Source organism: Xanthomonas sp. CFBP 7698 (genome assembly GCF_003600855.1).
GTDB lineage: Bacteria > Pseudomonadota > Gammaproteobacteria > Xanthomonadales > Xanthomonadaceae > Xanthomonas > Xanthomonas cannabis.
On the sequence record NZ_PRDN01000002.1, the window covers coordinates 881,743 to 901,416 of the forward strand.

The window sequence follows — 19,674 nt, forward strand, 5'->3', positions numbered from 1 at the left end:
CGGCCCGCATGCGGCGGGCGTTGGGAAGGGCCCGTCTATAATCGCCTGCCCGTCGCCCAGAACCGCAACTTATGCACGCACCGTATTCGCTACAGGCGCTGGACGCGCGTCGCTCGGTCCCGTCCAAACAGCTGGGTGAGCCCGGGCCGGATGAAGACACCTTGCTGCGCATGCTGACATCGGCCGTGCGCGTGCCCGACCACGGCAAGCTGGTGCCGTTCCGCTTCCTGCGCATCAGTGGCGAGGCACGGCATGCGCTGGGCGACTTCCTGGCCGAGCGCACCCAGGCTGCCGATCCGCTGGCGCCGCCGGCGGTGGTGGAGAAGGACCGCAACCGCTTCAGCGACGCTCCGCTGGTGATCGTGGTGATTGCCGCGCTGCGTCCCGGGCACAAGGTCCCCGAGCAGGAACAACTGCTGACCGCCGGCTGCGTGTGTTTCGCGCTGCTGCAGGCTGCGCAGGCACACGGCTTCGGCGCACAGTGGCTGAGCGGCTGGATGGCCTACGACCCAGCGGTCATCGGCTATCTCGGCCTGGAAGAACACGAACGCGTTGCCGGTTTCATCCATATCGGCACGCCACGCATGCAGGTGCCCGAGCGCGAGCGCCCGGACCCGCGCACCTTGCTGCGCGACTGGACCCCATGAGCAGCCTGCCCGGTGCGATTGCCGCGGCGCTGCCGGGCGGGCCACGTCCGCAGCCGCTGTACCTGATCGATGCCAGCCTGTACGTCTTTCGCGCCTGGCACTCGATCCCGGACGAGTTTCAGGATGCACAAGGCTGGCCGACCAACGCGGTGCACGGGTTTGCGCGTTTCTTGCTGGACCTGCTCGAACGCGAGCGCCCGCACCACATCACCATCGCCTTCGACGAGGCGTTGGACAGCTGCTTCCGGCATGCGATCTACCCGGCCTACAAGGGCAACCGCGAGCCGGCGCCGGATGCGTTGCGTCGCCAGTTCGCGCATTGCAAGGCGCTATGCGCCGCGCTGGGCCTGAGCGTGCTGGCGCACCGCGACTACGAGGCCGACGATCTGATCGGCAGCGCCCTGCACAGCGTGCGCGCACAGGGGCTGCGCGGTGTCATCGTGTCGGCCGACAAGGATCTGTCGCAATTGCTGTTCGAACACGACGAACAGTGGGATTACGCACGCAACCTGCGTTGGGGCATGGACGGGGTCAAGGCACGGCATGGCGTGCATGCGCACCAGATCGCCGACTACCTGGCGCTGTGCGGCGACGCGATCGACAACATCCCCGGCATCACCGGGATCGGCGCCAAATCGGCCGCCGTGCTGCTGGCGCATTTCGGCAGCCTGGACGCACTGCTGGAGCGCATCGACGAGATCCCGTTCCTGCGCTTGCGCGGCGCCGCGCAGATGGCGGTGCGGTTGCGCGAACAGCGCGAGCACGCATTGCTGTGGCGCCAGCTCACCACCATCGCGCTGGACGCGCCGCTTGACCTGACCGACGCCGGTTTCACGCGCGCGCACGCCGACGCGGACATGCTGATCGGGCTGTGCGACAGCCTGCGCTTCGGCCCGCTCACACGCCGGCGGCTGCTGGCCGTGTGCGACGGCGCCGCACTCCCCCCTCCTCCTGCCTCCCTGTCTCAAGGCATCTCCCCATGAACCGACACGACACCCCGCCCACCGTGGTCTACGAAGGCAAGTACCAGCGCATGGTCGTGCGTGGCACCTGGGAATATTCCGAGCGCGTGCATGCCGGCGGCCTGGCCGCGATCATCGTGGCGGTGACGCCGGACGATGCGATGTTGTTCGTCGAACAATTCCGCGTGCCGCTGCAGGCGCGCACGATCGAAATGCCGGCCGGGCTGGTGGGCGATGTGCATGCGGGCGAGTCGATCGAGCTGTCGGCGATCCGCGAACTGGAAGAAGAAACCGGCTGGACCGCCGAGCATGCCGAAGTGCTGATGATCGGCCCCACCTCGGCCGGTGCCAGCAGCGAGAAGATCGCCTTCGTGCGCGCCACCGGGCTGAGCAGGGTCGGGGCCGGCGGCGGCGACGACAGCGAAGACATCACCGTGCACGAGATTCCGCGCGCGCAGGTCGGCACCTGGCTGGTGCAGAAGATGGCCGAGGGCTACCAGATGGACCCCAAGCTGTGGGCCGGCCTGTACTTGGTCGATCACGCACTGGATGGCACCCCGCGTGGCTGACGCTGTCGTCGCTCCCTTGCTTGGCCCCGACGATCCGGCACCGTTTACCGTGCACAACGCGCAGGCGGCCTCGCCATGGCTGTTGATCGCCGACCACGCCGGCCAGCGCGTGCCGGCACGGCTGGCCAATCTGGGCCTGCCGCAGTTTGAGCTGGACCGCCATATCGGCTGGGATATCGGCATTGCGCAGGTCACGCAGCTGTTGGCCGATGCGCTGGACGCCATTGCCATCGCCCAGACCTATTCGCGGCTGGTGGTCGACTGCAACCGCCCGCACGCGTCCGCCACCCTGATGCCCGAGGTGAGCGACGGCACATCGATTCCCGGCAATCTGCAGCTGTCGGCCAACGCGCGGCGGCAGCGCATCGACGAGATCTTCGCGCCGTACCACGCACGCATCGCGGCGGAGCTGGAGACCCGTGCGCAGCGCCAGCAACCGACCTTGCTGGTGTCGATGCACAGCTTCACCCCGATCATGGCCGGCCATGCGCGACCCTGGCATGCCGGCGTGCTGTACAACCGCGACACCCGGCTGGCGCATCGCCTGTTGCAGGCGTTGCGTGCCGAACCGGATCTGGTGGTCGGCGACAACCAGCCCTATGCAGTCAGCGATGCCAGCGACTATGCGATTCCGGTGTATGGCGAAGGCCGCGGCCTGCCGCATGTGGAGTTGGAGATCCGCCAGGACCTGATCGCCGATGCGGCCGGGCAACACGCATGGGCACAGCGCCTGGCACGTATCCTGCCGCCACTGGCACAGGCATTGCTGCTGCCCTGAAATCGGCAATCACTGTCGGCAATTAATGTAGGAGCGCGCTTGCGCGCGATGAGGCGTTACCGATAACGCTCCATCGCGCGCAAGCGCGCTCCTACCGGGTGTTGAGGCTTTAACGGTAACGCTCCATCGCGCGCAAGCGCGCTCCTACGGGTGCTGAGGCTTTAGCGGTAACGCTCCATCGCGCGCAAGCGCGCTCCTACGGGTCATGCGAGGGCATGACCCGGCTGACATGACGTCTTCGCTCAGGCAAACCCATCGGTGGCACGCACCAGCGCATCGACGTTTTCCGGCTCGAATGCCGAATGCCCGGAGGCCGGGCTGATCTGCAGCTGCGCCTTCGGCCACACCTTGTGCAGGTCCCATGCGCTTTGCAACGGGCAGACCACGTCGTAGCGGCCGTGCACGATCACGCCAGGGATGTCGGCGATGCGGTGCGCATCGCGCAGCAGCTGGCCTTCGACCTCGAAGAAGCCCTTGTTGACGAAGTAGTGGTTTTCGATGCGCGCGAACGCCAGCGCAAAGTGCGCGTCCTCGTGCCCGGTGACGAAGTCCTCGTCCACGTGCAGGAAGCTGGTGGCGCCTTCCCACACGCTCCAGGCCTTGGCCGCGGCCAGGCGCGTGGCTTCGTCGTCGCTGGTCAGGCGGCGATGGAAGGCCGCGATCAGATCGCCGCGCTCTGCGGTCGGGATCGCCTCGATGTAGTGCTCCCAGGCATCCGGGAACAGGCGGCTGGCGCCCTCCTGGTAGAACCACTCCAGCTCGAAGCGGCGCAGCAGGAAGATGCCGCGCAGCACCAGCTCGGTGACCTGCTGCGGATGGGTCTGCGCATAGGCCAGCGCCAGCGTCGAGCCCCAGCTGCCGCCGAACACCTGCCAGCGGTCGATGCCCAGGTGCGTGCGCAGGCGCTCGATGTCGGCGACCAGATCCCAGGTGGTGTTGTCGGTGAGGTCTGCATGCGGGGTGGAGCGCCCCGAGCCACGCTGGTCGAACAGCACGATGCGGTACTTGGCCGGGTCATGGAAGCGCCGCATCTTGGCGTTGCAGCCGCCACCCGGGCCGCCGTGCAGCATGACCACCGGCTTGCCCTGCGGGTTGCCGCACTGCTCGAAATACAGCGTGTGGCGGTCATCGACCTTCAGGCTGCCCTGCTCGTAGGGCGTGATCTCGGGATAGAGCGTGCGCATGCGTCGGTCCTGGGCGAAAACGCATAGTGTATCGACCGGCGACACCGCTGCCGCCTGCCCCTTCCTGTAGCGCAGCGCCGCTGCGCATGTCGGCGCAGAGCGGCCGGTGTTGAGTACCTGTGGCGGCAACGCGGCTCAGCGCGTGGCCGCTGCCTCCCAGCGGCCAAGGGTCACCCGGTCGCGCTGTTCCAGGTCCTGATGCGTGGCCACCTGCGCAAACCCCTGCGCGCGCAGCAGCTCGGCCACCGCCGCGCCCTGGTCCCAGCCATGCTCGAGCAGCAGCCAGCCGCCGGTACGCAGATGGCCGGGCGCCTGCGCCACGATCAACCGGATGTCATCCAGCCCGTCCTTGCCGGAGGCCAGTGCGCTGGCCGGTTCATGGCGCAGGTCGCCCTGTTCCAGATGCGGGTCGCCGGCCGCGATGTACGGCGGGTTGCTGGCGATCAGGTCGAACTGCTCGCCGGCCAGCGGCGCAAACCAGCTGCCGTGGCGGCAGTGCACGTTCGATAGGCGATGCCTGTCGGCATTGCGCTGGGCGATGGCGAGCGCGGCCGCACTGGCATCGGTGGCGACCACCGCGGTCTGCGGCCGCTCGCTGGCGATCGCCAGTGCGATGGCACCGCTGCCGGTGCCCAGGTCGGCGACGCGTCGGCCGGGCGCGTGGTCCAGCCGTTCCAGCGCCAGCTCCACCAGGGTCTCGGTGTCGGCGCGCGGGATCAGCGTCGCCGGCGAGACCTCCAGATCCAGCGTCCAGAACCCGCGCGAGCCGGTCAGATACGCCACCGGTTCACCGGCCTGACGCCGCTGCACCAGCACGTCGAAGGCAGCGGCGACGGCGCGGGGCACCGGGTCGCGGCCATGGGCGAAGAGCCAGGCGCGGTCGCGGCCCAGCGCGTGCAATAGCAGGGGTTCGGCATCGCCGCGCTCGATCCGCGCCGCCGCCAGCCGCAGCAGCTGTTCGCCGGACAGGGCAGCAGGATCGTGGCTCATACGGATCGTTCACTCATGCGAAACATCGGCTGACCATTATCGGAGATGGAGCATCGCCGCTGCAGCACCAGACGCCGTCTGCAAAATCGATAGCCAAAAACTATCTATCCAATTCCATCAATCGATTTGAGGAATCTATCGATCCTGCCTACCATGGCGACTGTTCCATCCCCCGCCCCCCCTTTCATCGCACGAGGAAACTCAATGTCTCTCATCAACACTCAGGTCCAGCCGTTCAAGGCGAATGCGTACCACAACGGCAACTTCATCGAAGTCACCGAGGCCAGCCTGAAGGGCAAGTGGTCGGTGCTGATCTTCATGCCGGCCGCGTTCACCTTCAACTGCCCGACCGAAGTGGAAGACGCCGCCGATAACTATGCCGCCTTCCAGAAGGCAGGCGCCGAGGTCTACATCGTCACCACCGACACGCACTTCTCGCACAAGGTGTGGCACGAAACCTCCCCGGCCGTGGGCAAGGCGCAGTTCCCGTTGATCGGCGACCCGACCCACAAGCTGACCCGCGCGTTCGGCGTGCACATTGAAGAAGAAGGCCTGGCTCTGCGCGGCACCTTCATCATCAATCCGGAAGGCGTGATCAAGACCCTGGAAATCCACGACAACTCCATCGCCCGCGACGTCACCGAGACGCTGCGCAAGCTCACCGCAGCGCAGTTCGTGGCCAACAATCCTGGCCAGGTCTGCCCGGCCAAGTGGAAGGAAGGCGCCAAGACCCTGGCTCCGTCGCTGGACCTGGTCGGCAAGATCTAAGCCGGCTGTCACCTCCGACCTGTGATCAGGTCGGAGCACCTCCGGCCCGCACGGGCCGGAGGTGAACCGGAGCCGGTGCCGGGCTGCCCGCCAGCCATCGCCAGCACGCACTCCGACCTTGCGCCGGCTGCGGTTCACCTCCTTCCTCTCCCGGCGACCTGCCTCAGCGCAGCGACGCCACGCCCTCCCCTTGCCCATTCCCAGGAGTTCCCCATGTTGGATGCCAACCTCAAGACCCAGCTGACCGCCTACCTGGAACGGGTCACGCGGCCGATCCAGATCAATGCGTCCATCGACGACAGCCCGGCTGCGCGCGAGATGCTCGACCTGCTCGAAGACCTGGTGCTGCTCTCGGACAAGATCAGCCTGGACATCCACCGCGACGACAACCAGCGCAAGCCGTCGTTCGCGCTGACCACGCCGGGCCAGGACATCTCGCTGCGCTTTGCCGGCCTGCCGATGGGCCACGAGTTCACCTCGCTGGTGCTGGCGCTGCTGCAGGTGGGCGGCCACCCGTCCAAGGCCACTGCCGAGCTGATCGAGCAGGTGCAGCACCTGGACGGCGATTACCAGTTCGAAACCTATTTCTCGCTGTCGTGCCAGAACTGCCCGGACGTGGTGCAGGCGCTGAACCTGGCCGCCGTGCTCAATCCGCGCATCAAGCACGTCGCCATCGATGGCGCGCTGTTCCAAGACGAGGTCGAAACCCGCCAGATCATGTCGGTGCCGACGGTCTACTTGAACGGCGAGCTGTTCGACCAGGGCCGCATGACGCTGGAGCAGATCGTCGCCAAGCTCGACACCAATGCCGCCAAGCGCGATGCCGCAAAAATCGCCGCCAAGGATGCCTTCGACGTGCTGGTGGTGGGCGGTGGCCCGGCCGGCTCGGCGGCGGCGGTGTATGCCGCACGCAAGGGCATCCGCACCGGCGTGGCTGCCGAACGCTTCGGCGGGCAGGTGCTGGACACCATGTCGATCGAAAACTTCATCTCCGTGCCGGAGACCGAAGGCCCGAAGATGGCTGCAGCGTTGGAGCAGCACGTGCGCCAGTACGACGTGGACATCATGAACCTGCAGCGTGCCGAGCAGTTGGTGCCGGCCGGTGCCGATGGCCTGATCGAGATCAAGCTGGCCAATGGCGCCTCGCTCAAGAGCAAGACCGTGATCCTGTCCACCGGTGCGCGCTGGAGGCAGATGAACGTGCCGGGCGAGGACCAGTACAAGAACAAGGGCGTGGCCTATTGCCCGCATTGCGACGGCCCGCTGTTCAAGGGCAAGCGCGTGGCGGTGATCGGCGGCGGCAACTCCGGTGTGGAAGCGGCGATCGATCTGGCCGGCATCGTGGCGCATGTCACGCTGATGGAATTCGACGACAAGCTGCGCGCCGACGAGGTACTGCAACGCAAGCTGCGCAGCCTGCACAACGTGCGCATCATCACCAGCGCGCAGACCACCGAAGTGCTGGGCGACGGGCAGAAGGTCACCGGACTGGTCTACACCGACCGCACCGGCGGCGACAGCCAGCATGTGGAACTGGAGGGCGTGTTCGTGCAGATCGGCCTGCTGCCCAACACCGAGTTCCTGCGTGGCACGGTGGAGCTGTCTCCGCGCGGCGAGATCATCGTCGATGACCGTGGCCAGACCAGCGTGCCGGGCGTGTTCGCCGCCGGCGACGCCACCACGGTGCCGTACAAGCAGATCGTGATCGCGATGGGCGAAGGTTCCAAGGCCGCCCTGAGCGCGTTCGATTACCTGATCCGCTCCAGCGCCCCGGTCAGCGCCGAGAACGTCGCGCAGGCCGCATAAGCGCAGCGACCGCCAACGCCCGGCCCAGCCGGGCGCTAAGCTGGCTGCACGCGTCCGTCGTCCACCGTCATCGCCATGAGGGCTGCTGCACATGAATCTGCGTGACCTGAAATATCTGGTAGCCCTGGCCGACCACAAGCACTTCGGTCGTGCTGCGACGGCATGTTTCGTCAGCCAGCCGACGCTGTCCACCCAGATCAAGAAACTCGAAGACGAGCTCGGCGTGTCGCTGGTGGAACGCGCGCCGCGCAAGGTCATGCTAACCCCGGCCGGCCGCGAAGCTGCCGTGCGCGCGCGCAGCATCGTGGCTGAAGTGGAACAGATGAAGGAAGCCGCACGGCGCAGCCAGGACCCGGAAGCGGGCACCGTGCGGCTGGGCATCTTCCCCACCCTGGCACCGTACCTGTTGCCGCATGTGGTGCCGCGCATCCGCGAGCGGTTCCCGCGTCTGGAACTGCTGTTGATCGAAGAGAAAAGCGATCAACTGATGCATCAGCTGCGCGAAGGCCGGCTGGACGCTGCGTTGCTGGCGCTGCCGTTGCAGGACGACCAGCTGCATGCCGAATTCCTGTTCGAAGAACCCTTCGTACTGGCCGTGCCGGAAGGCCACCCGCTGTCGCGCCATGACAGCATGACCCTGGACGATCTGTCCGAGCAGCGCCTGTTGCTGCTGGAAGACGGCCATTGCCTGCGCGAGCAGGCACTGGATGTCTGCCACCTGGCCGGCGCGCTGGAGAAATCCGAATTCCAGGCCACCAGTCTGGAAACCCTGCGCCAGATGGTGGCGGCCAATGTCGGCGTGACCTTGCTGCCATTGCTGGCGGTCAAGCCGCCGGTGGCGCGTTCGGACAACATCCGTCTGATCCGCTTCCGCGAAGACAAGCAGCCCAGCCGCCGGATTGCGATGGCATGGCGCCGTAGCTCGGCCATGACCGGGTTTCTGGAGCAACTGTCTCAGTTGTTCAAGGAACTGCCCGACACCCTGTTTGCGCTGGATCAGCCTGCTACAGGGCCGAAAGCAGTGGCTGCCTGAAGGCGGGATTCGGGATTCGGGAATCGGGAATCGGGAATCGGGAATCGTAAAAGCGTTTCGCGGTTGCGGTCGCTTTTATCGCCGGGTGGAGGTTTGAATTGGGCGGCGCGCGAGCGTCGCTTTTTGTTTGTCTGTGTGCGCAGCACTCTTGCCTGGCAGTTGGCCGCGCATCAACTCGCCGCTGCGTGCTGGGCTGGGTGGAGCCGGCAGGCCGGCCAGGCCGCCCGCGATTTGCAAACGGCGTTTTGATTCGCTTGCTTGGGGCTCGGAGCGCGGCATTTGCAGCATGCGTCGGCAGAGCGGGCTCGTCCAACAGCAGCCGTCATGCCCTGCCCCTGCGGCTGGTTCATCTGGAACACTTGCTCGCTGCACCAAGCCTGCAGCGCCTGCCTGGCGGCACGTGCCGGTGCCTTAGGGTCGCAACACGTCCATGCATTGCGATCAGCCGCCGGCGCCCTCATCTTGTGAGTGCCGCTTGCCATGTCGGCGAGCCGTTTCTGTCAGGAGATCGCCATGACTTCGCAACACCACAGCGGCTTGCCGCCGTCCATCCTTGTGTCCAGCCACGACCTCGCCCGGCTTGAGGCGTTGCTCGATTCGCCCGCCTTCCACAAGCATCCCGCCGCCACCGCGCTGAGCGACGAACTGGGCCGCGCCCGTGTGCTGCCGCCCGATCAGATTCCCGGCGATGTCGTCACCATGCACTCCCGCATCGACTGCGAAGATGAGCTGCATGGCGAACGGCATACGCTCACCCTGGTGTACCCGCACGAGGCCGATGTCCAGCACAGCCGCATCTCGGTGCTTGCGCCGGTCGGCAGTGCCCTGCTTGGCCTGTCGGTTGGCCAGAGCATCGACTGGCGCACGCCCGACGGGCGCAACCTGCGCCTGCGCGTGACCGCCGTGCACGACCAACCCGCCATTGCGGGCGACTTCCAGCGCGCGGCGCGCTAACGTAGCGCGCTGCGTCATCCCCGACCCGTTCCACGATTCGAGAGAACCCGCATGACTGCATCCCCCTCCAAGCTTGCCCAACTGCGTGAGCTGTCCGTTGTCGTCGCCGACACCGGCGATTACGACGCCATCAAGCGCCTGAAGCCGGTCGATTGCACCACCAACCCCACCCTGGTCAAGAAGGCGCTGGACCTGCCGGTCTATGCCGACCTGATCGAACGCGAGCTGGCCTGGGGCCGCGAGCACGGTGGCGAAGACCGCACTGCCACCGTCAACGAAGTCGCCGACCGCCTGACCATCGGCGTGGGCGTCAAGCTGGCTGAACTGGTGCCGGGGCGCGTGTCCACCGAAGTCGACGCCGATCTGGCGCACGACACCCAGGCCACCATCGCCAAGGCGCGCAAGTTCATTGCGATGTACGCCGAGCGCGGCGTGTCCAAGGACAAGATCCTGATCAAGATCGCCGCGACCTGGGAAGGTATCGAAGCCGCCCGTCAGCTGCAGAAGGAAAGCATCGACTGCAACCTGACGCTGATCTTCAACCGCTCGCAGGCACTGGCCTGCGCAGAGGCCGGCGTGTTCCTGATCTCCCCGTTCGTGGGCCGGATCCTGGATTACTACGTCGCCCAGGGCCAGACCCCGGCCACGATCGATGAAGATCCGGGCGTGGTGTTCGTCCGCACCGTCTACAACGAGTTCAAGCAGCGCGGCTCGTCCACCGTGGTGATGGGGGCCTCGTTCCGCTCCACCGCCCAGATCGAAGCGCTGGCCGGTTGCGACCGCCTGACCATTTCGCCGGACCTGCTGGAAAAGCTCGACGCCGAACACGGCGAGCTGCCGCGCAAGCTCTCGCCGGCCAAAGCCAACGACGCGCAGATCACCCCGATCGACAGCGACAGCTTTGCCACCGATCTGGCCGCCGATGCGATGGCCACCGAAAAGCTCGCCGGCGGCATCGACACCTTTGCCAAGGATCTGCAGGCCCTGCGCAAGACCATCGCCGACAAGCTCGCCGGCTGATAGCGGCAGGGTGCTTCTGCGATACGACGCCTGCAGCCCGATGGCTGCGGGCGTTGTCGTTTGTGGAGGTGGCAGCAACATCGCCTGCCATCGAGGCACAGCGATGGATGCGACACCATGGCGCCTTCCATCCTCGACGGCGCGCCATTCGCGCAGGCCTCAAGCCCCGTATCCGCAGTGCCACGACAGCTGCGACCTTGCGCTCTTGGCCATTGCACATGCCCTGGCCCGGCGGGTAACGCACCACATGATTGCCGAGCACGGCCCGCCATTGCTCTCCACACGCCGCTTACACCCGCCGCGCGCGCACTGCCTAGAATCCGGATTCCCTCAACTGGCGTAACGGACAATGGCAAACATTGCAGTGGTGATGGTCGACGGCGTCGCCGATTGGGAAATCGGCGTGGTGCTACCGGCGGCACGCGAATGGTTCGGCGACCAGGTCGCCATCGCCAGCATCGACGGGCAGCCGGTACAGTCCATCGGCGGCCTGCGCATCACGCCGGAATTTGCGCTGTCCGATCTGGCGCCGCTTGAGGCCGATCTGTGGATTCTGCCCGGCAGCGAACGCTGGCAAGCCGGCGAGATTCCCGGCCTGAGCGGCCTGCTGGTCGAGCGCGTGCAGCAACAGCGCCCGGTCGCGGCCATCTGCGGCGCCACCATTGCCCTGGCCTATGCCGGCCTGCTCGATGAGCGCGCGCACACCAGCAACGCGCTGGCGTTCCTGCAGGAACACGTCGTGCCATATGCGGGCGCAGCGCACTACCGCCATGAAAAGGTCGTCAGCGCCGATGGCGTCATTACCGCACCGGGCACCAGCCCGGTGGGCTTCGCCCTGGCGTGCATGCGCTTGCTGCATCCGGAGCGCACCGACACGTTGGCGCAGTTGCGCGGCATGTTCGCCGGCGAATTCGTGTGATCCAGCGGATTCAGGCGCGCACGGCTGATGCTCGGCACCGACGCGCCGTGCCGAGGCACTGAACCCGGTCTGCGCGCCGTTGGCTGCAGCGATTCACCAGCAGTGATTGGCCACCGAGTCGTTGCGGCGAGTGCATCCACCTTCTGCATCGCTCGCCGCCGCGACTCACCAATACTGATTGCGGCACAGCTTCGCCAGCCGATTCGCTGTTCACACACACACGGCGCCATCGCCAGCCCATATTGCGAACACCACCCAAAAAAAGATGGCCACGTCGTCTCCGACGTAGCCATTCAAGTTGCCTGGCATGCACTCCCATGCGCTGCCTGATCGTGATAACGCTGCCGGTCACTGTCGGCCATCGGCGCACTGCCACGATCACGTGGATGACAGCGCTTCAATCCGGCCCGCCTTTCCGTCAGGCATCCAGCCCGATCGGGCAGCTCACTCCCGTTCCGCCAAGCCCGCAATAGCCGTTGGGATGCTTGGCGAGATATTGCTGGTGATCGTCTTCGGCGTAATAGAACGTGGGCGCCGGGAAACGGATCTCCGTGGTGATCGCGCCATACCCGGCTGCAGTGAGTTGCTGCTGGTAGGCATCGCGGCTGGCCAGTGCCGCGTCGTATTGCTCCTGCGTCGTGCAGTAGATGGCCGAGCGGTATTGCGTACCGACATCGTTGCCTTGCTGCATGCCCTGGGTGGGGTCGTGGCTTTCCCAGAACGTGCGCAACAACTGGGCGAACGACACCGCCTGCGCGTCGTACACCACCAGCACCGCCTCGGTATGGCCGGTCTGCCCGGAGCACACTTCCGAGTAGGTTGCATTCGGCGTCTCGCCCCCGGCGTAGCCCACCGCCGTGGTGTACACCCCGGGCACGTTCCAGAACTTGCGTTCCGCGCCCCAGAAGCAACCAAGCCCGAACTGCACCTGGGCCAGGCCGGTGAATTCACCGCGCAACGGATGACCGTTGATCAGGTGCGTGTTGTGCAGCGGTAGTGCCTGCTCGCGTCCGGGCAATGCCTCGCCCGGACGTGGCATGCGTTGTTTGAAGGCGCCGATTCCCAGCATGGTGCAACTCCGCAATCGTGAGGATTGCCTGCTGGATGGCGCCGGCCGCGGCAGCTTTCAAGCCTGCACGGCCGGCGCACGGTCGCCGGACGGCACTTACTTGGTCTTGGCAACCGCCGAGCGCGTATCCACTTCCGGCATTGCCGAGCTGTGGTGGTTGATGATCAACCACTTGCCGTCGCGCTTTTCGTACACGAAGGTGTAGCGCGCCTGCACATCGCTCTTCTTGCCGTCCTTGTCGGTGAGCGTGAAGGTGTAGACACCGGCGTCCACGGCGCTGTCGTCATCGAGCACGCGCACGGTGCGGTAATTGACCACGCCCTTGGGCTTTTTGGCCAGGAACATCTCGAAGTACTTTTCGATCTGCTCGCGCGAGGCACGCACTTCATTGGATACGGTCGGCAGCAACACGCCATCCGGTGCGTACAGATCGGCCACCTTGTCCGGGTTACCGGTTGCCAGTGCGGCGTTCCAGGTGTCGAACAGTGCAGCGACTTCGCGCTCTTCGCCGCCAGCCGGCAGCTTGGCCTTGTCGGTGTAGTGCATCACGCCGCCAGCCAGCGCCGGGGTGGCAGCCAGAGCCAGAACCATAGAGGACAGAGTGCGACGCATGGGAATCTCCGTTGGGTTGTTGTGGGGTGCCTCATCGGGCGAGCTCAGTATCGAAATCAAGCGGTCCCAACAATTCTGCCGACTGGCATATACTTAAATATGCTGATCGGCCTAGAGCGAATCCATGGAAACCCCTACCAGTGCTGGTGATTGGCGGCTTGCCTTGCGCCGCGAGGCCTCCGATGGCGCACGCTGGCAGGCGCTCTGGGAAGCGGCCGTGGCGCTGCGTCAGGCACACACCCCCGAGCAGGCCTGCGATGCCGTGCTGGGGCGCGTGCTGCTGTTGCTGGGCCTGGAGCACGGCGCGGTGCTGGCACAGCGCGGGCCGCGTACGCAGGTGCTCGCCAGCCGTGGGCAGGCCCTGCCGCCCGGGGCCAGTGCGGCCGGCGACAGCCACGACGCAGCCTGGCTGATGCCGCCGCGCCCGGCCGACATCCGCGAGGCCAGGGTGCCGATCCATGCGCTGGGCACTACTCACGGCATGGTCTGCGTGGCCTGGAACGACGGCCGCCCTGCCCCCGGCAACGATGACGTGCAGGCGTTGCAGGCGTTCGCCCTGTTGCTGCCGGCGATGGTGGCCGAACCAGCCAAACCGGTTGCCACGCGGCGGCGCAAACCGCTGCAGGACGATCGCCTGAACGCACTGAGCAAGCGCGAGAAACAGGTGCTGTCGTTGCTCCCGCGCGGACTCACCAACGCGAGCCTCGCAGCTGAACTGGGGATTTCTCCCGGTACGGTGAAAGTGCATGTGGAGCGAATCCTGCAGAAACTTGAGGTAAAAGATCGCACCCAGGCCGCGGTGTACGCGGTCCAAGCCGGACTCGCGCTATGAATGCATTGGCAGTGCGTTGGAACGATTGGCCGATCACCCGCAAGAGCCTGGCGGTCGTCACGTTGCCGTTGTTGTTGCTGGCCGTCGCATTGATGGCGATCTACAGCGTGGAGCGGCAGAACATCGCCGCCGAAAACGACGTGCGCCAGACGCTGGAGGTGCTGAGCGATCTGTACGAAGCGCATGCGCTGCTGGCCGAAACTGCGGCCGGTGTGCGTGGCTACCGGCTGGTGCGGCGCGATGAATTCCTCACCCCGTACCGCGATGCCGAGCCGCGCCTGCAACGGGTGGCCGAGCGCTTGTCGCAACGCATTACCGACCCGGGCCAGGCGCAGCGGTTTGCGCGCATCAAGCCACTTTTTGCCGAAAAAATGCAGGGTTGGCGCCGGCTGCTGGCACCGGATCTGAGCCGCGAGGAAGAAATTCGCCAGCTCTGGGACGGCAAGTACAAGCTCGACATCCTGCGCGCGGAACTGCGCGAGCTGCGCAATTACGAAACCGCGCAATTGCAGGTGCGCACGGCCAAGGCGCAAGGGCTGCGCCAGCGCAATCTCATCATCACCCTGAGTGCAGCCATGCTCGGCGGCCTGGGCGCGGTGTTTGCCGTGGCCTGGTTTGCCTCGGCGCTGTCCGGGCGTCTGCGTACGCTGGCGGCAAATGCGGACCGCCTGGGCGAAGGCCTGCCGCTGGCACCGCAACCGCGTGCCGGCGACGAGCTGGGCCAGGTCGGTCAGCGTCTGGCGCAGGCCAGCGAACTGCTGGCCGCGCGCGCGGCCGAAGCGCAGCTGGCGCGGCGCGAAGCAGAAACCGCCAACCGCGCGAAGACCGAGTTCCTCTCGCGCAGCAGTCACGAACTGCGCACTCCGCTCAATGCCATCCTGGGCTATGCGCAAGTGCTGGAAATGGACCTGCCCGAGCCCGGCCACCGCCGCCACCTGCAACACATCCTGGGCGCCGGCCGGCACTTGCTGGGGCTGATCACCGAGCTGCTGGACATCGCGCGCATCGAGGCCGATCAGCTGGATCTGAGCCCGGAACCGATCTCGGTGCGCGCCGCCGTGCACGAGGCGCTGGGCCTGATCGCACCGGATGCGGACCGATACGGCATTGCCCTGCAACCGCCAGCCATTGAAGCGACGTGGACGGTGCGCGCCGACGCGCAGCGGCTGCGGCAGGTCCTGCTCAACCTGTTGTCCAATGCGGTCAAGTTCAATCGTCCCGGTGGCCAGGTGCAGGTGAGCGCACACGCCGGCGACGAGCAGGTGCGCATCACCGTGGCCGACCAGGGCGCGGGGCTGACCCCGGCGCAGATCGAGCGGCTGTTCACGCCGTTCGAGCGGCTGGGTGCCGAGCGTTCTGCCGTGGAAGGCACCGGCCTGGGGCTGGCGCTGAGCAAGCGCCTGATCGAGGCGATGGGTGGGCAGATCGGGGTGGACAGCAGTCGCGATGGCGCGCGCTTCTGGATCTCGCTGCCGCAGGGCGAGCCGCAACGCAGCGAGCCCGCACGGACCCTGCTGCCGCCCAGCACCACCGGCAGCGGCGTCTGCCGCCTGTTGAGCATCGAGGACAACCCCTCCAACCAAGCGCTGATCCGCACGCTCACCGAGCGCCGCCCGCAATGGCAGCTGCTGGAAGCGGCCAGCCTGGCGCAGGCGCGCGAACTGCTGCGGCAGGGCGTGCCGGACCTGATCCTGCTGGACCTGCACCTGAGCGACGGCAACGGCGAAGAGTTGCTGCGCGAGCTGCAGGCGCAGCCGGCCACCGCGCAGGTCCCGGTGGTGGTGATCAGTGCCGATGCCACCACCGCCACGCTGGCGCGCGTCGGCAATCAGGGCGTGCGTGCGTATCTGACCAAGCCACTGGACGTGGCGGAATTCTTCACCGTGATCGACAGGTTGCTGGCATGACACGCGACGAAATCCTCGGCTCCCGCATCCTCATCGTCGACGACGAGCCGGCCAATGTGCGGCTGCTGGAAGACCTGCTGCAGCGCGAAGGCTTCCAGCAGGTCATCGCCACCACCGATCCGCTGCGGGTCATGGGCCTGGTCTCGGCATTTGCACCGGATCTGATCTTGCTCGACCTGAAGATGCCGGAGCTGGACGGCTACGCCCTGCTGGAACAGCTGGCCCGGCTGTCCGACCCGGCGCATTTCCTGCCGGTGATCGTGCTCACCGCCGACCCCAGCCGCAGCGCGCGCCACCGTGCGTTGGGGCTGGGGGCAAAAGACTTTCTGACCAAGCCGCTGGACACCTTCGAAGTGGCGCTGCGGGTCTGGAACGTGGCCGAAACCACGGTGCTGTTCAAGCGCCTGCGTGCATTGGCCGCGCCCGAGGCTGCGCCGCCCGGGTGGCGCCAGCCGGGATGATGCCTGCACAGCGTAGGAGCACACCTGGGCGACGGGGCTTGCCGATAACGCCAGCGCAGGAGCGCACCCGGGCGCGACGGGGCGTTTATCGGCACGGCCCCGTCGCGCCCGGGTGCGCTCCTACGACAGGCGGCTGGCCGCTACAGCGCGCGGGTGACCTCGCCGCACAGGCCGATGTCTGCCAGCACCGCCTGCGCCTGGCTCAGGTGCAGGTCGGCCACGCAGACCTGCAACACGCCGAAGGCCGGCAGTTCGCCGGCACCGCCCAATAGCGACTCGCCGAACACGAATGCGGTGATGCCGGCATCTTCCAGCGCGTGCTTGGCCAGATGCGCGTCGATGATGTGACTGGCGCGATACGCGATCTGCATGTCAGCCGCGCTCCAGGCGTTCGCGCTCAGCGCCCTGCTTCCACTCGCGCAGCGCCGGCAGTGCATCCAGTGCAGCCAGGTAATCGCCGGCGGCTTCGAACAGCGGGACGCCATAGCTGGTAAAGCGCAACGCCACCGGCGCGTACATCGCATCGACGATGCCGAACTCGCCGCACAGGAACGGCCCGGCGTGGCCGTGCTCTGCGCGCAAACTGGCCCACAGCGCCTGGATACGGGTGATATCGCGCTCGACGGCGGCGTCCCACTGCGCGGGCGCGGGCGTGCGGGCCAGGTCCATCGGCAATTGGGTGCGCAGCGCGCCAAAGCCCGAGTGCATCTCCGCCGCGGCCGCGCGCGCCTGTGCACGCACGGCCAGCTCGGCAGGCCAGCCGCGTCCATCCAGCCAGCGCTCGTTGACGTACTCGCAGATCGCCAGCGAATCCCATACATGCAGGGTGTCGTCCCACAGCACCGGCACCTGGCGCGTGGGCGAATACCCGGCGATGCGGGCCTGGAATTCCGGCGTGTCCAGCGGCAGCGCGACTTCCTCGAACGGCACCTGGAAGTGCCGCAACAGCAGCCACGGCCGCAACGACCAGGAAGACAGGGTCTTGTCGCCGATCACCAGGCGGGGCAGTGACATGGGTGGGGCGCTCCAACGGGGTTGGCGCAGCGTACGCGTGGCGACCGATGCCCGCCAGCCGCGCCCGGCCGCAGCGCAGCGACGGGGCGGCGCTTTGGGCAGGGCCGGGGCGACCGATGCCCAGGCATTGCATGGCCGCAGCCACGCAATGCGGTTGCGGCGCACCGATGGCGGCAACCGCGCACTGGCCGCCGGGCATGCGGACCACACGATGCGCCGGTGGGTTGCATGGTGCCAAACCGGGCCACGGCTACGCCAGGCATTGCCAGCACAGCCTGCAGCGGTGACGAACCATCTGGCCGGCACACCCGAACTACCGGCCCGACGCGCCCCGCTGCCCCGCCGCCTACCCCTAACCGGTGCCACCGCCTAAACTTGCGGTTTACCTAATGCCGATGCCCCGCATGTCCGAGATTGCAGCCACCGACGCCACCGCCCCGGCGGAGAAGAAAGACTTCATCCGCCAGATCGTTCGCGAGGACCTGGTCAGCGGCAAGCACACGGTCATCCGCACCCGCTTCCCGCCCGAGCCCAACGGCTACCTCCACATCGGCCACGCCAAGGCCATCTGCCTGGACTTCGGCCTGGCCGCCGAGTTCGGCGGGCTGTGCAACCTGCGCCTGGACGACACCAACCCGGCCAAGGAAGATCCCGAGTTCGTGGTGGCCATCCAGGACGACGTGCGCTGGCTGGGCTACGAATGGGCACAGTTGCGCCACGCCTCGGACTACTTCGAGGTGTATTACCTGGCCGCGCAGAAGCTGATCCGCGACGGCCACGCCTTCGTCTGCGATCTCTCCGCAGAACAGGTCCGCGAGTACCGCGGCACGCTGACCGAACCCGGCCGCAATTCGCCGTTTCGCGAGCGCAGCGTCGAGGAAAACCTGGACCTGTTCGGCCGCATGCGCGCCGGTGAGTTCCCCGATGGTGCGCGCACGCTGCGCGCCAAGATCGACATGGCCAGCGGCAACATCAACCTGCGCGATCCGGCGCTCTACCGCATCAAGCACGTGGAGCACCAGAACACCGGCAACACCTGGCCGATCTACCCGATGTACGACTTTGCGCATTCGCTGGGCGATGCGGTGGAAGGCATCACCCACTCGCTGTGCACGCTGGAATTTGAAGACCACCGCCCGCTCTACGACTGGTGCGTGGACAAGGTGGACCTGGCCGGCCACCCGGAATTGCTGCAGCCGCTGCTGGAGACAGGCCTGCCGCGCGAAGCCGGCAAACCGCGTCAGATCGAGTTTTCGCGCCTCAACATCAATTACACGGTGATGAGCAAGCGCAAGCTCACCGCGCTGGTGGAAGAACAGCTGGTGGACGGCTGGGACGATCCGCGCATGTACACGCTGCAGGGCTTGCGTCGTCGTGGCTATACACCGGCGGCGATGCGGTTGTTCGTGGACCGCGTCGGCATCAGCAAGCAGAACTCGCTGATCGACTTTTCGGTGCTGGAAGGTTGCCTGCGCGAAGATCTGGACGCAGCGGCGGCGCGCCGCATGGCGGTGATCGAACCGCTCAAGCTGGTGCTGACCAACCTGCCCGAAGGCCACACCGAGACGCTGCAGTTTTCCAATCACCCCAAGGACGAGAGCTTCGGCACGCGTGAAGTGCCGTTCGCCCGCGAGCTGTGGATCGAGCGCGAGGATTTTGCCGAGGTTCCGCCCAAGGGCTGGAAACGGCTAGTACCGGGCGGCGAGATCCGCCTGCGTGGCGCCGGCATTGCGCGCGTGGATGAGGTGATCAAGGACGCCGACGGCGACATCGTCGAGCTGCGCGGCTGGCTGGACCCGGAATCGCGCCCGGGCATGGAAGGTGCCAACCGCAAGGTCAAGGGCACCATCCATTGGGTCAGCGCCGTGCATGCGGTGGACGCGGAAATTCGCCTGTACGACCGTCTGTTCTCGGTGGAAAAGCCCGACGACGAATCCGAAGGCAAGACCTACCGCGACTATCTGAACCCCGAGTCCAAGCGCAGCGTGCGCGGGTATGTGGAACCGGCCGCCGCGCAGGCAACGCCGGAGCAGGCGTTCCAGTTCGAGCGCACCGGCTACTTCGTTGCCGATCGCCGTGACCATAGTGCAGCCACACCGGTGTTCAATCGCAGCGTGACCTTGCGCGATACCTGGGCCAAGTAACGGGT

At 66.6% G+C, this 19,674-nt stretch carries 20 protein-coding genes; 14 read left to right on the forward strand and 6 right to left on the reverse strand.

Annotation, left to right across the window (positions count from 1 at the left end):
• Nucleotides 1-71: 71 nt before the first annotated feature.
• The 4 genes from XnspCFBP7698_RS11845 to XnspCFBP7698_RS11860 are packed head-to-tail and all read left to right on the forward strand — an operon-like array spanning nucleotide 72 to nucleotide 2,956.
• On the forward strand, nucleotides 72-647 hold the full coding sequence (locus XnspCFBP7698_RS11845; RefSeq protein WP_104580886.1) for a nitroreductase: 576 nt from the start codon (nucleotides 72-74) through the stop codon (nucleotides 645-647).
• Nucleotides 644-1,630: a 5'-3' exonuclease H3TH domain-containing protein gene (locus tag XnspCFBP7698_RS11850; RefSeq protein WP_039566787.1), complete on the forward strand. Its 987-nt coding sequence runs from the start codon at nucleotides 644-646 to the stop codon at nucleotides 1,628-1,630. Before XnspCFBP7698_RS11845 ends, XnspCFBP7698_RS11850 begins: the two co-directional genes overlap by 4 nt.
• A complete protein-coding gene (locus tag XnspCFBP7698_RS11855) occupies nucleotides 1,627-2,178 on the forward strand; it encodes an NUDIX hydrolase (protein WP_166743971.1) in 552 nt (183 codons plus the stop codon). Before XnspCFBP7698_RS11850 ends, XnspCFBP7698_RS11855 begins: the two co-directional genes overlap by 4 nt.
• Nucleotides 2,159-2,956, forward strand: coding sequence for an N-formylglutamate amidohydrolase (locus XnspCFBP7698_RS11860; protein WP_104580888.1), 798 nt, complete (start codon nucleotides 2,159-2,161; stop codon nucleotides 2,954-2,956). Before XnspCFBP7698_RS11855 ends, XnspCFBP7698_RS11860 begins: the two co-directional genes overlap by 20 nt.
• A 242-nt stretch (nucleotides 2,957-3,198) precedes the next feature.
• Here XnspCFBP7698_RS11860 and pip read toward each other — a convergent pair whose 3' ends face one another.
• Both pip and prmC read right to left on the reverse strand, forming a co-directional pair.
• Nucleotides 3,199-4,140 (reverse strand): prolyl aminopeptidase, encoded by a 942-nt coding sequence (gene pip / locus XnspCFBP7698_RS11865; RefSeq protein WP_104580889.1) that lies wholly within the window; start codon nucleotides 4,138-4,140, stop codon nucleotides 3,199-3,201.
• 135 nt (nucleotides 4,141-4,275) lie between these two features.
• On the reverse strand, nucleotides 4,276-5,130 hold the full coding sequence (gene prmC, locus XnspCFBP7698_RS11870; RefSeq protein ID WP_104580890.1) for a peptide chain release factor N(5)-glutamine methyltransferase: 855 nt from the start codon (nucleotides 5,128-5,130) through the stop codon (nucleotides 4,276-4,278).
• A 204-nt stretch (nucleotides 5,131-5,334) separates the two neighbouring features.
• On the opposite strand from prmC, the gene ahpC reads away from it, so the two are divergent.
• The 6 genes from ahpC to XnspCFBP7698_RS11910 all read left to right on the forward strand — a co-directional run bounded on the left by ahpC (nucleotide 5,335) and on the right by XnspCFBP7698_RS11910 (nucleotide 11,630).
• The gene (gene ahpC, locus XnspCFBP7698_RS11875; RefSeq protein WP_003488826.1) at nucleotides 5,335-5,898 is read left to right on the forward strand and encodes an alkyl hydroperoxide reductase subunit C; all 564 of its coding nucleotides are present in this window, start codon (nucleotides 5,335-5,337) and stop codon (nucleotides 5,896-5,898) included.
• Nucleotides 5,899-6,111: 213 nt separating this feature from the next.
• Entirely contained in the window at nucleotides 6,112-7,704 is a 1,593-nt protein-coding gene (gene ahpF / locus XnspCFBP7698_RS11880) for an alkyl hydroperoxide reductase subunit F (protein WP_047695343.1), read from the forward strand.
• Between the two features lie 91 nt (nucleotides 7,705-7,795).
• Nucleotides 7,796-8,737, forward strand: a complete 942-nt coding sequence (locus tag XnspCFBP7698_RS11885) for a LysR substrate-binding domain-containing protein (protein ID WP_039410005.1) — start codon at nucleotides 7,796-7,798, stop codon at nucleotides 8,735-8,737.
• 513 nt (nucleotides 8,738-9,250) lie between these two features.
• A complete protein-coding gene (gene rnk / locus XnspCFBP7698_RS11900) occupies nucleotides 9,251-9,691 on the forward strand; it encodes a nucleoside diphosphate kinase regulator (RefSeq protein ID WP_047695455.1) in 441 nt (146 codons plus the stop codon).
• A gap of 51 nt (nucleotides 9,692-9,742) precedes the next feature.
• Entirely contained in the window at nucleotides 9,743-10,711 is a 969-nt protein-coding gene (tal, locus tag XnspCFBP7698_RS11905) for a transaldolase (RefSeq protein WP_104580892.1), read from the forward strand.
• Between the two features lie 349 nt (nucleotides 10,712-11,060).
• On the forward strand, nucleotides 11,061-11,630 hold the full coding sequence (locus XnspCFBP7698_RS11910) for a type 1 glutamine amidotransferase family protein (RefSeq protein WP_039409999.1): 570 nt from the start codon (nucleotides 11,061-11,063) through the stop codon (nucleotides 11,628-11,630).
• A gap of 418 nt (nucleotides 11,631-12,048) precedes the next feature.
• On the opposite strand, the gene msrA is transcribed toward XnspCFBP7698_RS11910, so the two are convergent.
• Both msrA and XnspCFBP7698_RS11920 read right to left on the reverse strand, forming a co-directional pair.
• Nucleotides 12,049-12,699, reverse strand: a complete 651-nt coding sequence (gene msrA, locus XnspCFBP7698_RS11915; RefSeq protein ID WP_104580893.1) for a peptide-methionine (S)-S-oxide reductase MsrA — start codon at nucleotides 12,697-12,699, stop codon at nucleotides 12,049-12,051.
• Between the two features lie 96 nt (nucleotides 12,700-12,795).
• Nucleotides 12,796-13,311: an SgcJ/EcaC family oxidoreductase gene (locus XnspCFBP7698_RS11920; protein ID WP_047695340.1), complete on the reverse strand. Its 516-nt coding sequence runs from the start codon at nucleotides 13,309-13,311 to the stop codon at nucleotides 12,796-12,798.
• A 124-nt stretch (nucleotides 13,312-13,435) separates the two neighbouring features.
• Between XnspCFBP7698_RS11920 and XnspCFBP7698_RS11925 the strand changes: the two genes are divergently transcribed.
• The 3 genes from XnspCFBP7698_RS11925 to XnspCFBP7698_RS11935 are packed head-to-tail and all read left to right on the forward strand — an operon-like array spanning nucleotide 13,436 to nucleotide 16,511.
• Entirely contained in the window at nucleotides 13,436-14,143 is a 708-nt protein-coding gene (locus XnspCFBP7698_RS11925) for a response regulator transcription factor (RefSeq protein ID WP_104580894.1), read from the forward strand.
• Nucleotides 14,140-16,050: an ATP-binding protein gene (locus tag XnspCFBP7698_RS11930; RefSeq protein ID WP_104580895.1), complete on the forward strand. Its 1,911-nt coding sequence runs from the start codon at nucleotides 14,140-14,142 to the stop codon at nucleotides 16,048-16,050. The genes XnspCFBP7698_RS11925 and XnspCFBP7698_RS11930 overlap by 4 nt, the downstream gene beginning before the upstream one ends.
• On the forward strand, nucleotides 16,047-16,511 hold the full coding sequence (locus tag XnspCFBP7698_RS11935) for a response regulator (RefSeq protein ID WP_039409985.1): 465 nt from the start codon (nucleotides 16,047-16,049) through the stop codon (nucleotides 16,509-16,511). The genes XnspCFBP7698_RS11930 and XnspCFBP7698_RS11935 overlap by 4 nt, the downstream gene beginning before the upstream one ends.
• A gap of 140 nt (nucleotides 16,512-16,651) precedes the next feature.
• On the opposite strand, the gene XnspCFBP7698_RS11940 is transcribed toward XnspCFBP7698_RS11935, so the two are convergent.
• Both XnspCFBP7698_RS11940 and XnspCFBP7698_RS11945 read right to left on the reverse strand, forming a co-directional pair.
• Nucleotides 16,652-16,882, reverse strand: a complete 231-nt coding sequence (locus XnspCFBP7698_RS11940; RefSeq protein WP_039409981.1) for a DUF2007 domain-containing protein — start codon at nucleotides 16,880-16,882, stop codon at nucleotides 16,652-16,654.
• A 1-nt stretch (nucleotide 16,883) separates the two neighbouring features.
• A complete protein-coding gene (locus tag XnspCFBP7698_RS11945; RefSeq protein ID WP_047695337.1) occupies nucleotides 16,884-17,525 on the reverse strand; it encodes a glutathione S-transferase family protein in 642 nt (213 codons plus the stop codon).
• A gap of 404 nt (nucleotides 17,526-17,929) precedes the next feature.
• Between XnspCFBP7698_RS11945 and XnspCFBP7698_RS11950 the strand changes: the two genes are divergently transcribed.
• A complete protein-coding gene (locus XnspCFBP7698_RS11950) occupies nucleotides 17,930-19,669 on the forward strand; it encodes a glutamine--tRNA ligase/YqeY domain fusion protein (RefSeq protein WP_104580896.1) in 1,740 nt (579 codons plus the stop codon).
• Nucleotides 19,670-19,674 lie beyond the last annotated feature (5 nt).

Coding starts and splice junctions, on each gene's coding strand:
- XnspCFBP7698_RS11845 (WP_104580886.1), top strand. CDS start 72: ATGCACGCACCGTATTCGCTACAGGCGCTGGACGCGCGTCGCTCGGTC.
- XnspCFBP7698_RS11850 (WP_039566787.1), top strand. CDS start 644: ATGAGCAGCCTGCCCGGTGCGATTGCCGCGGCGCTGCCGGGCGGGCCA.
- XnspCFBP7698_RS11855 (WP_166743971.1), top strand. CDS start 1,627: ATGAACCGACACGACACCCCGCCCACCGTGGTCTACGAAGGCAAGTAC.
- XnspCFBP7698_RS11860 (WP_104580888.1), top strand. CDS start 2,159: ATGGCACCCCGCGTGGCTGACGCTGTCGTCGCTCCCTTGCTTGGCCCC.
- pip (WP_104580889.1), bottom strand. CDS start 4,140: ATGCGCACGCTCTATCCCGAGATCACGCCCTACGAGCAGGGCAGCCTG.
- prmC (WP_104580890.1), bottom strand. CDS start 5,130: ATGAGCCACGATCCTGCTGCCCTGTCCGGCGAACAGCTGCTGCGGCTG.
- ahpC (WP_003488826.1), top strand. CDS start 5,335: ATGTCTCTCATCAACACTCAGGTCCAGCCGTTCAAGGCGAATGCGTAC.
- ahpF (WP_047695343.1), top strand. CDS start 6,112: ATGTTGGATGCCAACCTCAAGACCCAGCTGACCGCCTACCTGGAACGG.
- XnspCFBP7698_RS11885 (WP_039410005.1), top strand. CDS start 7,796: ATGAATCTGCGTGACCTGAAATATCTGGTAGCCCTGGCCGACCACAAG.
- rnk (WP_047695455.1), top strand. CDS start 9,251: ATGACTTCGCAACACCACAGCGGCTTGCCGCCGTCCATCCTTGTGTCC.
- tal (WP_104580892.1), top strand. CDS start 9,743: ATGACTGCATCCCCCTCCAAGCTTGCCCAACTGCGTGAGCTGTCCGTT.
- XnspCFBP7698_RS11910 (WP_039409999.1), top strand. CDS start 11,061: ATGGCAAACATTGCAGTGGTGATGGTCGACGGCGTCGCCGATTGGGAA.
- msrA (WP_104580893.1), bottom strand. CDS start 12,699: ATGCTGGGAATCGGCGCCTTCAAACAACGCATGCCACGTCCGGGCGAG.
- XnspCFBP7698_RS11920 (WP_047695340.1), bottom strand. CDS start 13,311: ATGCGTCGCACTCTGTCCTCTATGGTTCTGGCTCTGGCTGCCACCCCG.
- XnspCFBP7698_RS11925 (WP_104580894.1), top strand. CDS start 13,436: ATGGAAACCCCTACCAGTGCTGGTGATTGGCGGCTTGCCTTGCGCCGC.
- XnspCFBP7698_RS11930 (WP_104580895.1), top strand. CDS start 14,140: ATGAATGCATTGGCAGTGCGTTGGAACGATTGGCCGATCACCCGCAAG.
- XnspCFBP7698_RS11935 (WP_039409985.1), top strand. CDS start 16,047: ATGACACGCGACGAAATCCTCGGCTCCCGCATCCTCATCGTCGACGAC.
- XnspCFBP7698_RS11940 (WP_039409981.1), bottom strand. CDS start 16,882: ATGCAGATCGCGTATCGCGCCAGTCACATCATCGACGCGCATCTGGCC.
- XnspCFBP7698_RS11945 (WP_047695337.1), bottom strand. CDS start 17,525: ATGTCACTGCCCCGCCTGGTGATCGGCGACAAGACCCTGTCTTCCTGG.
- XnspCFBP7698_RS11950 (WP_104580896.1), top strand. CDS start 17,930: ATGTCCGAGATTGCAGCCACCGACGCCACCGCCCCGGCGGAGAAGAAA.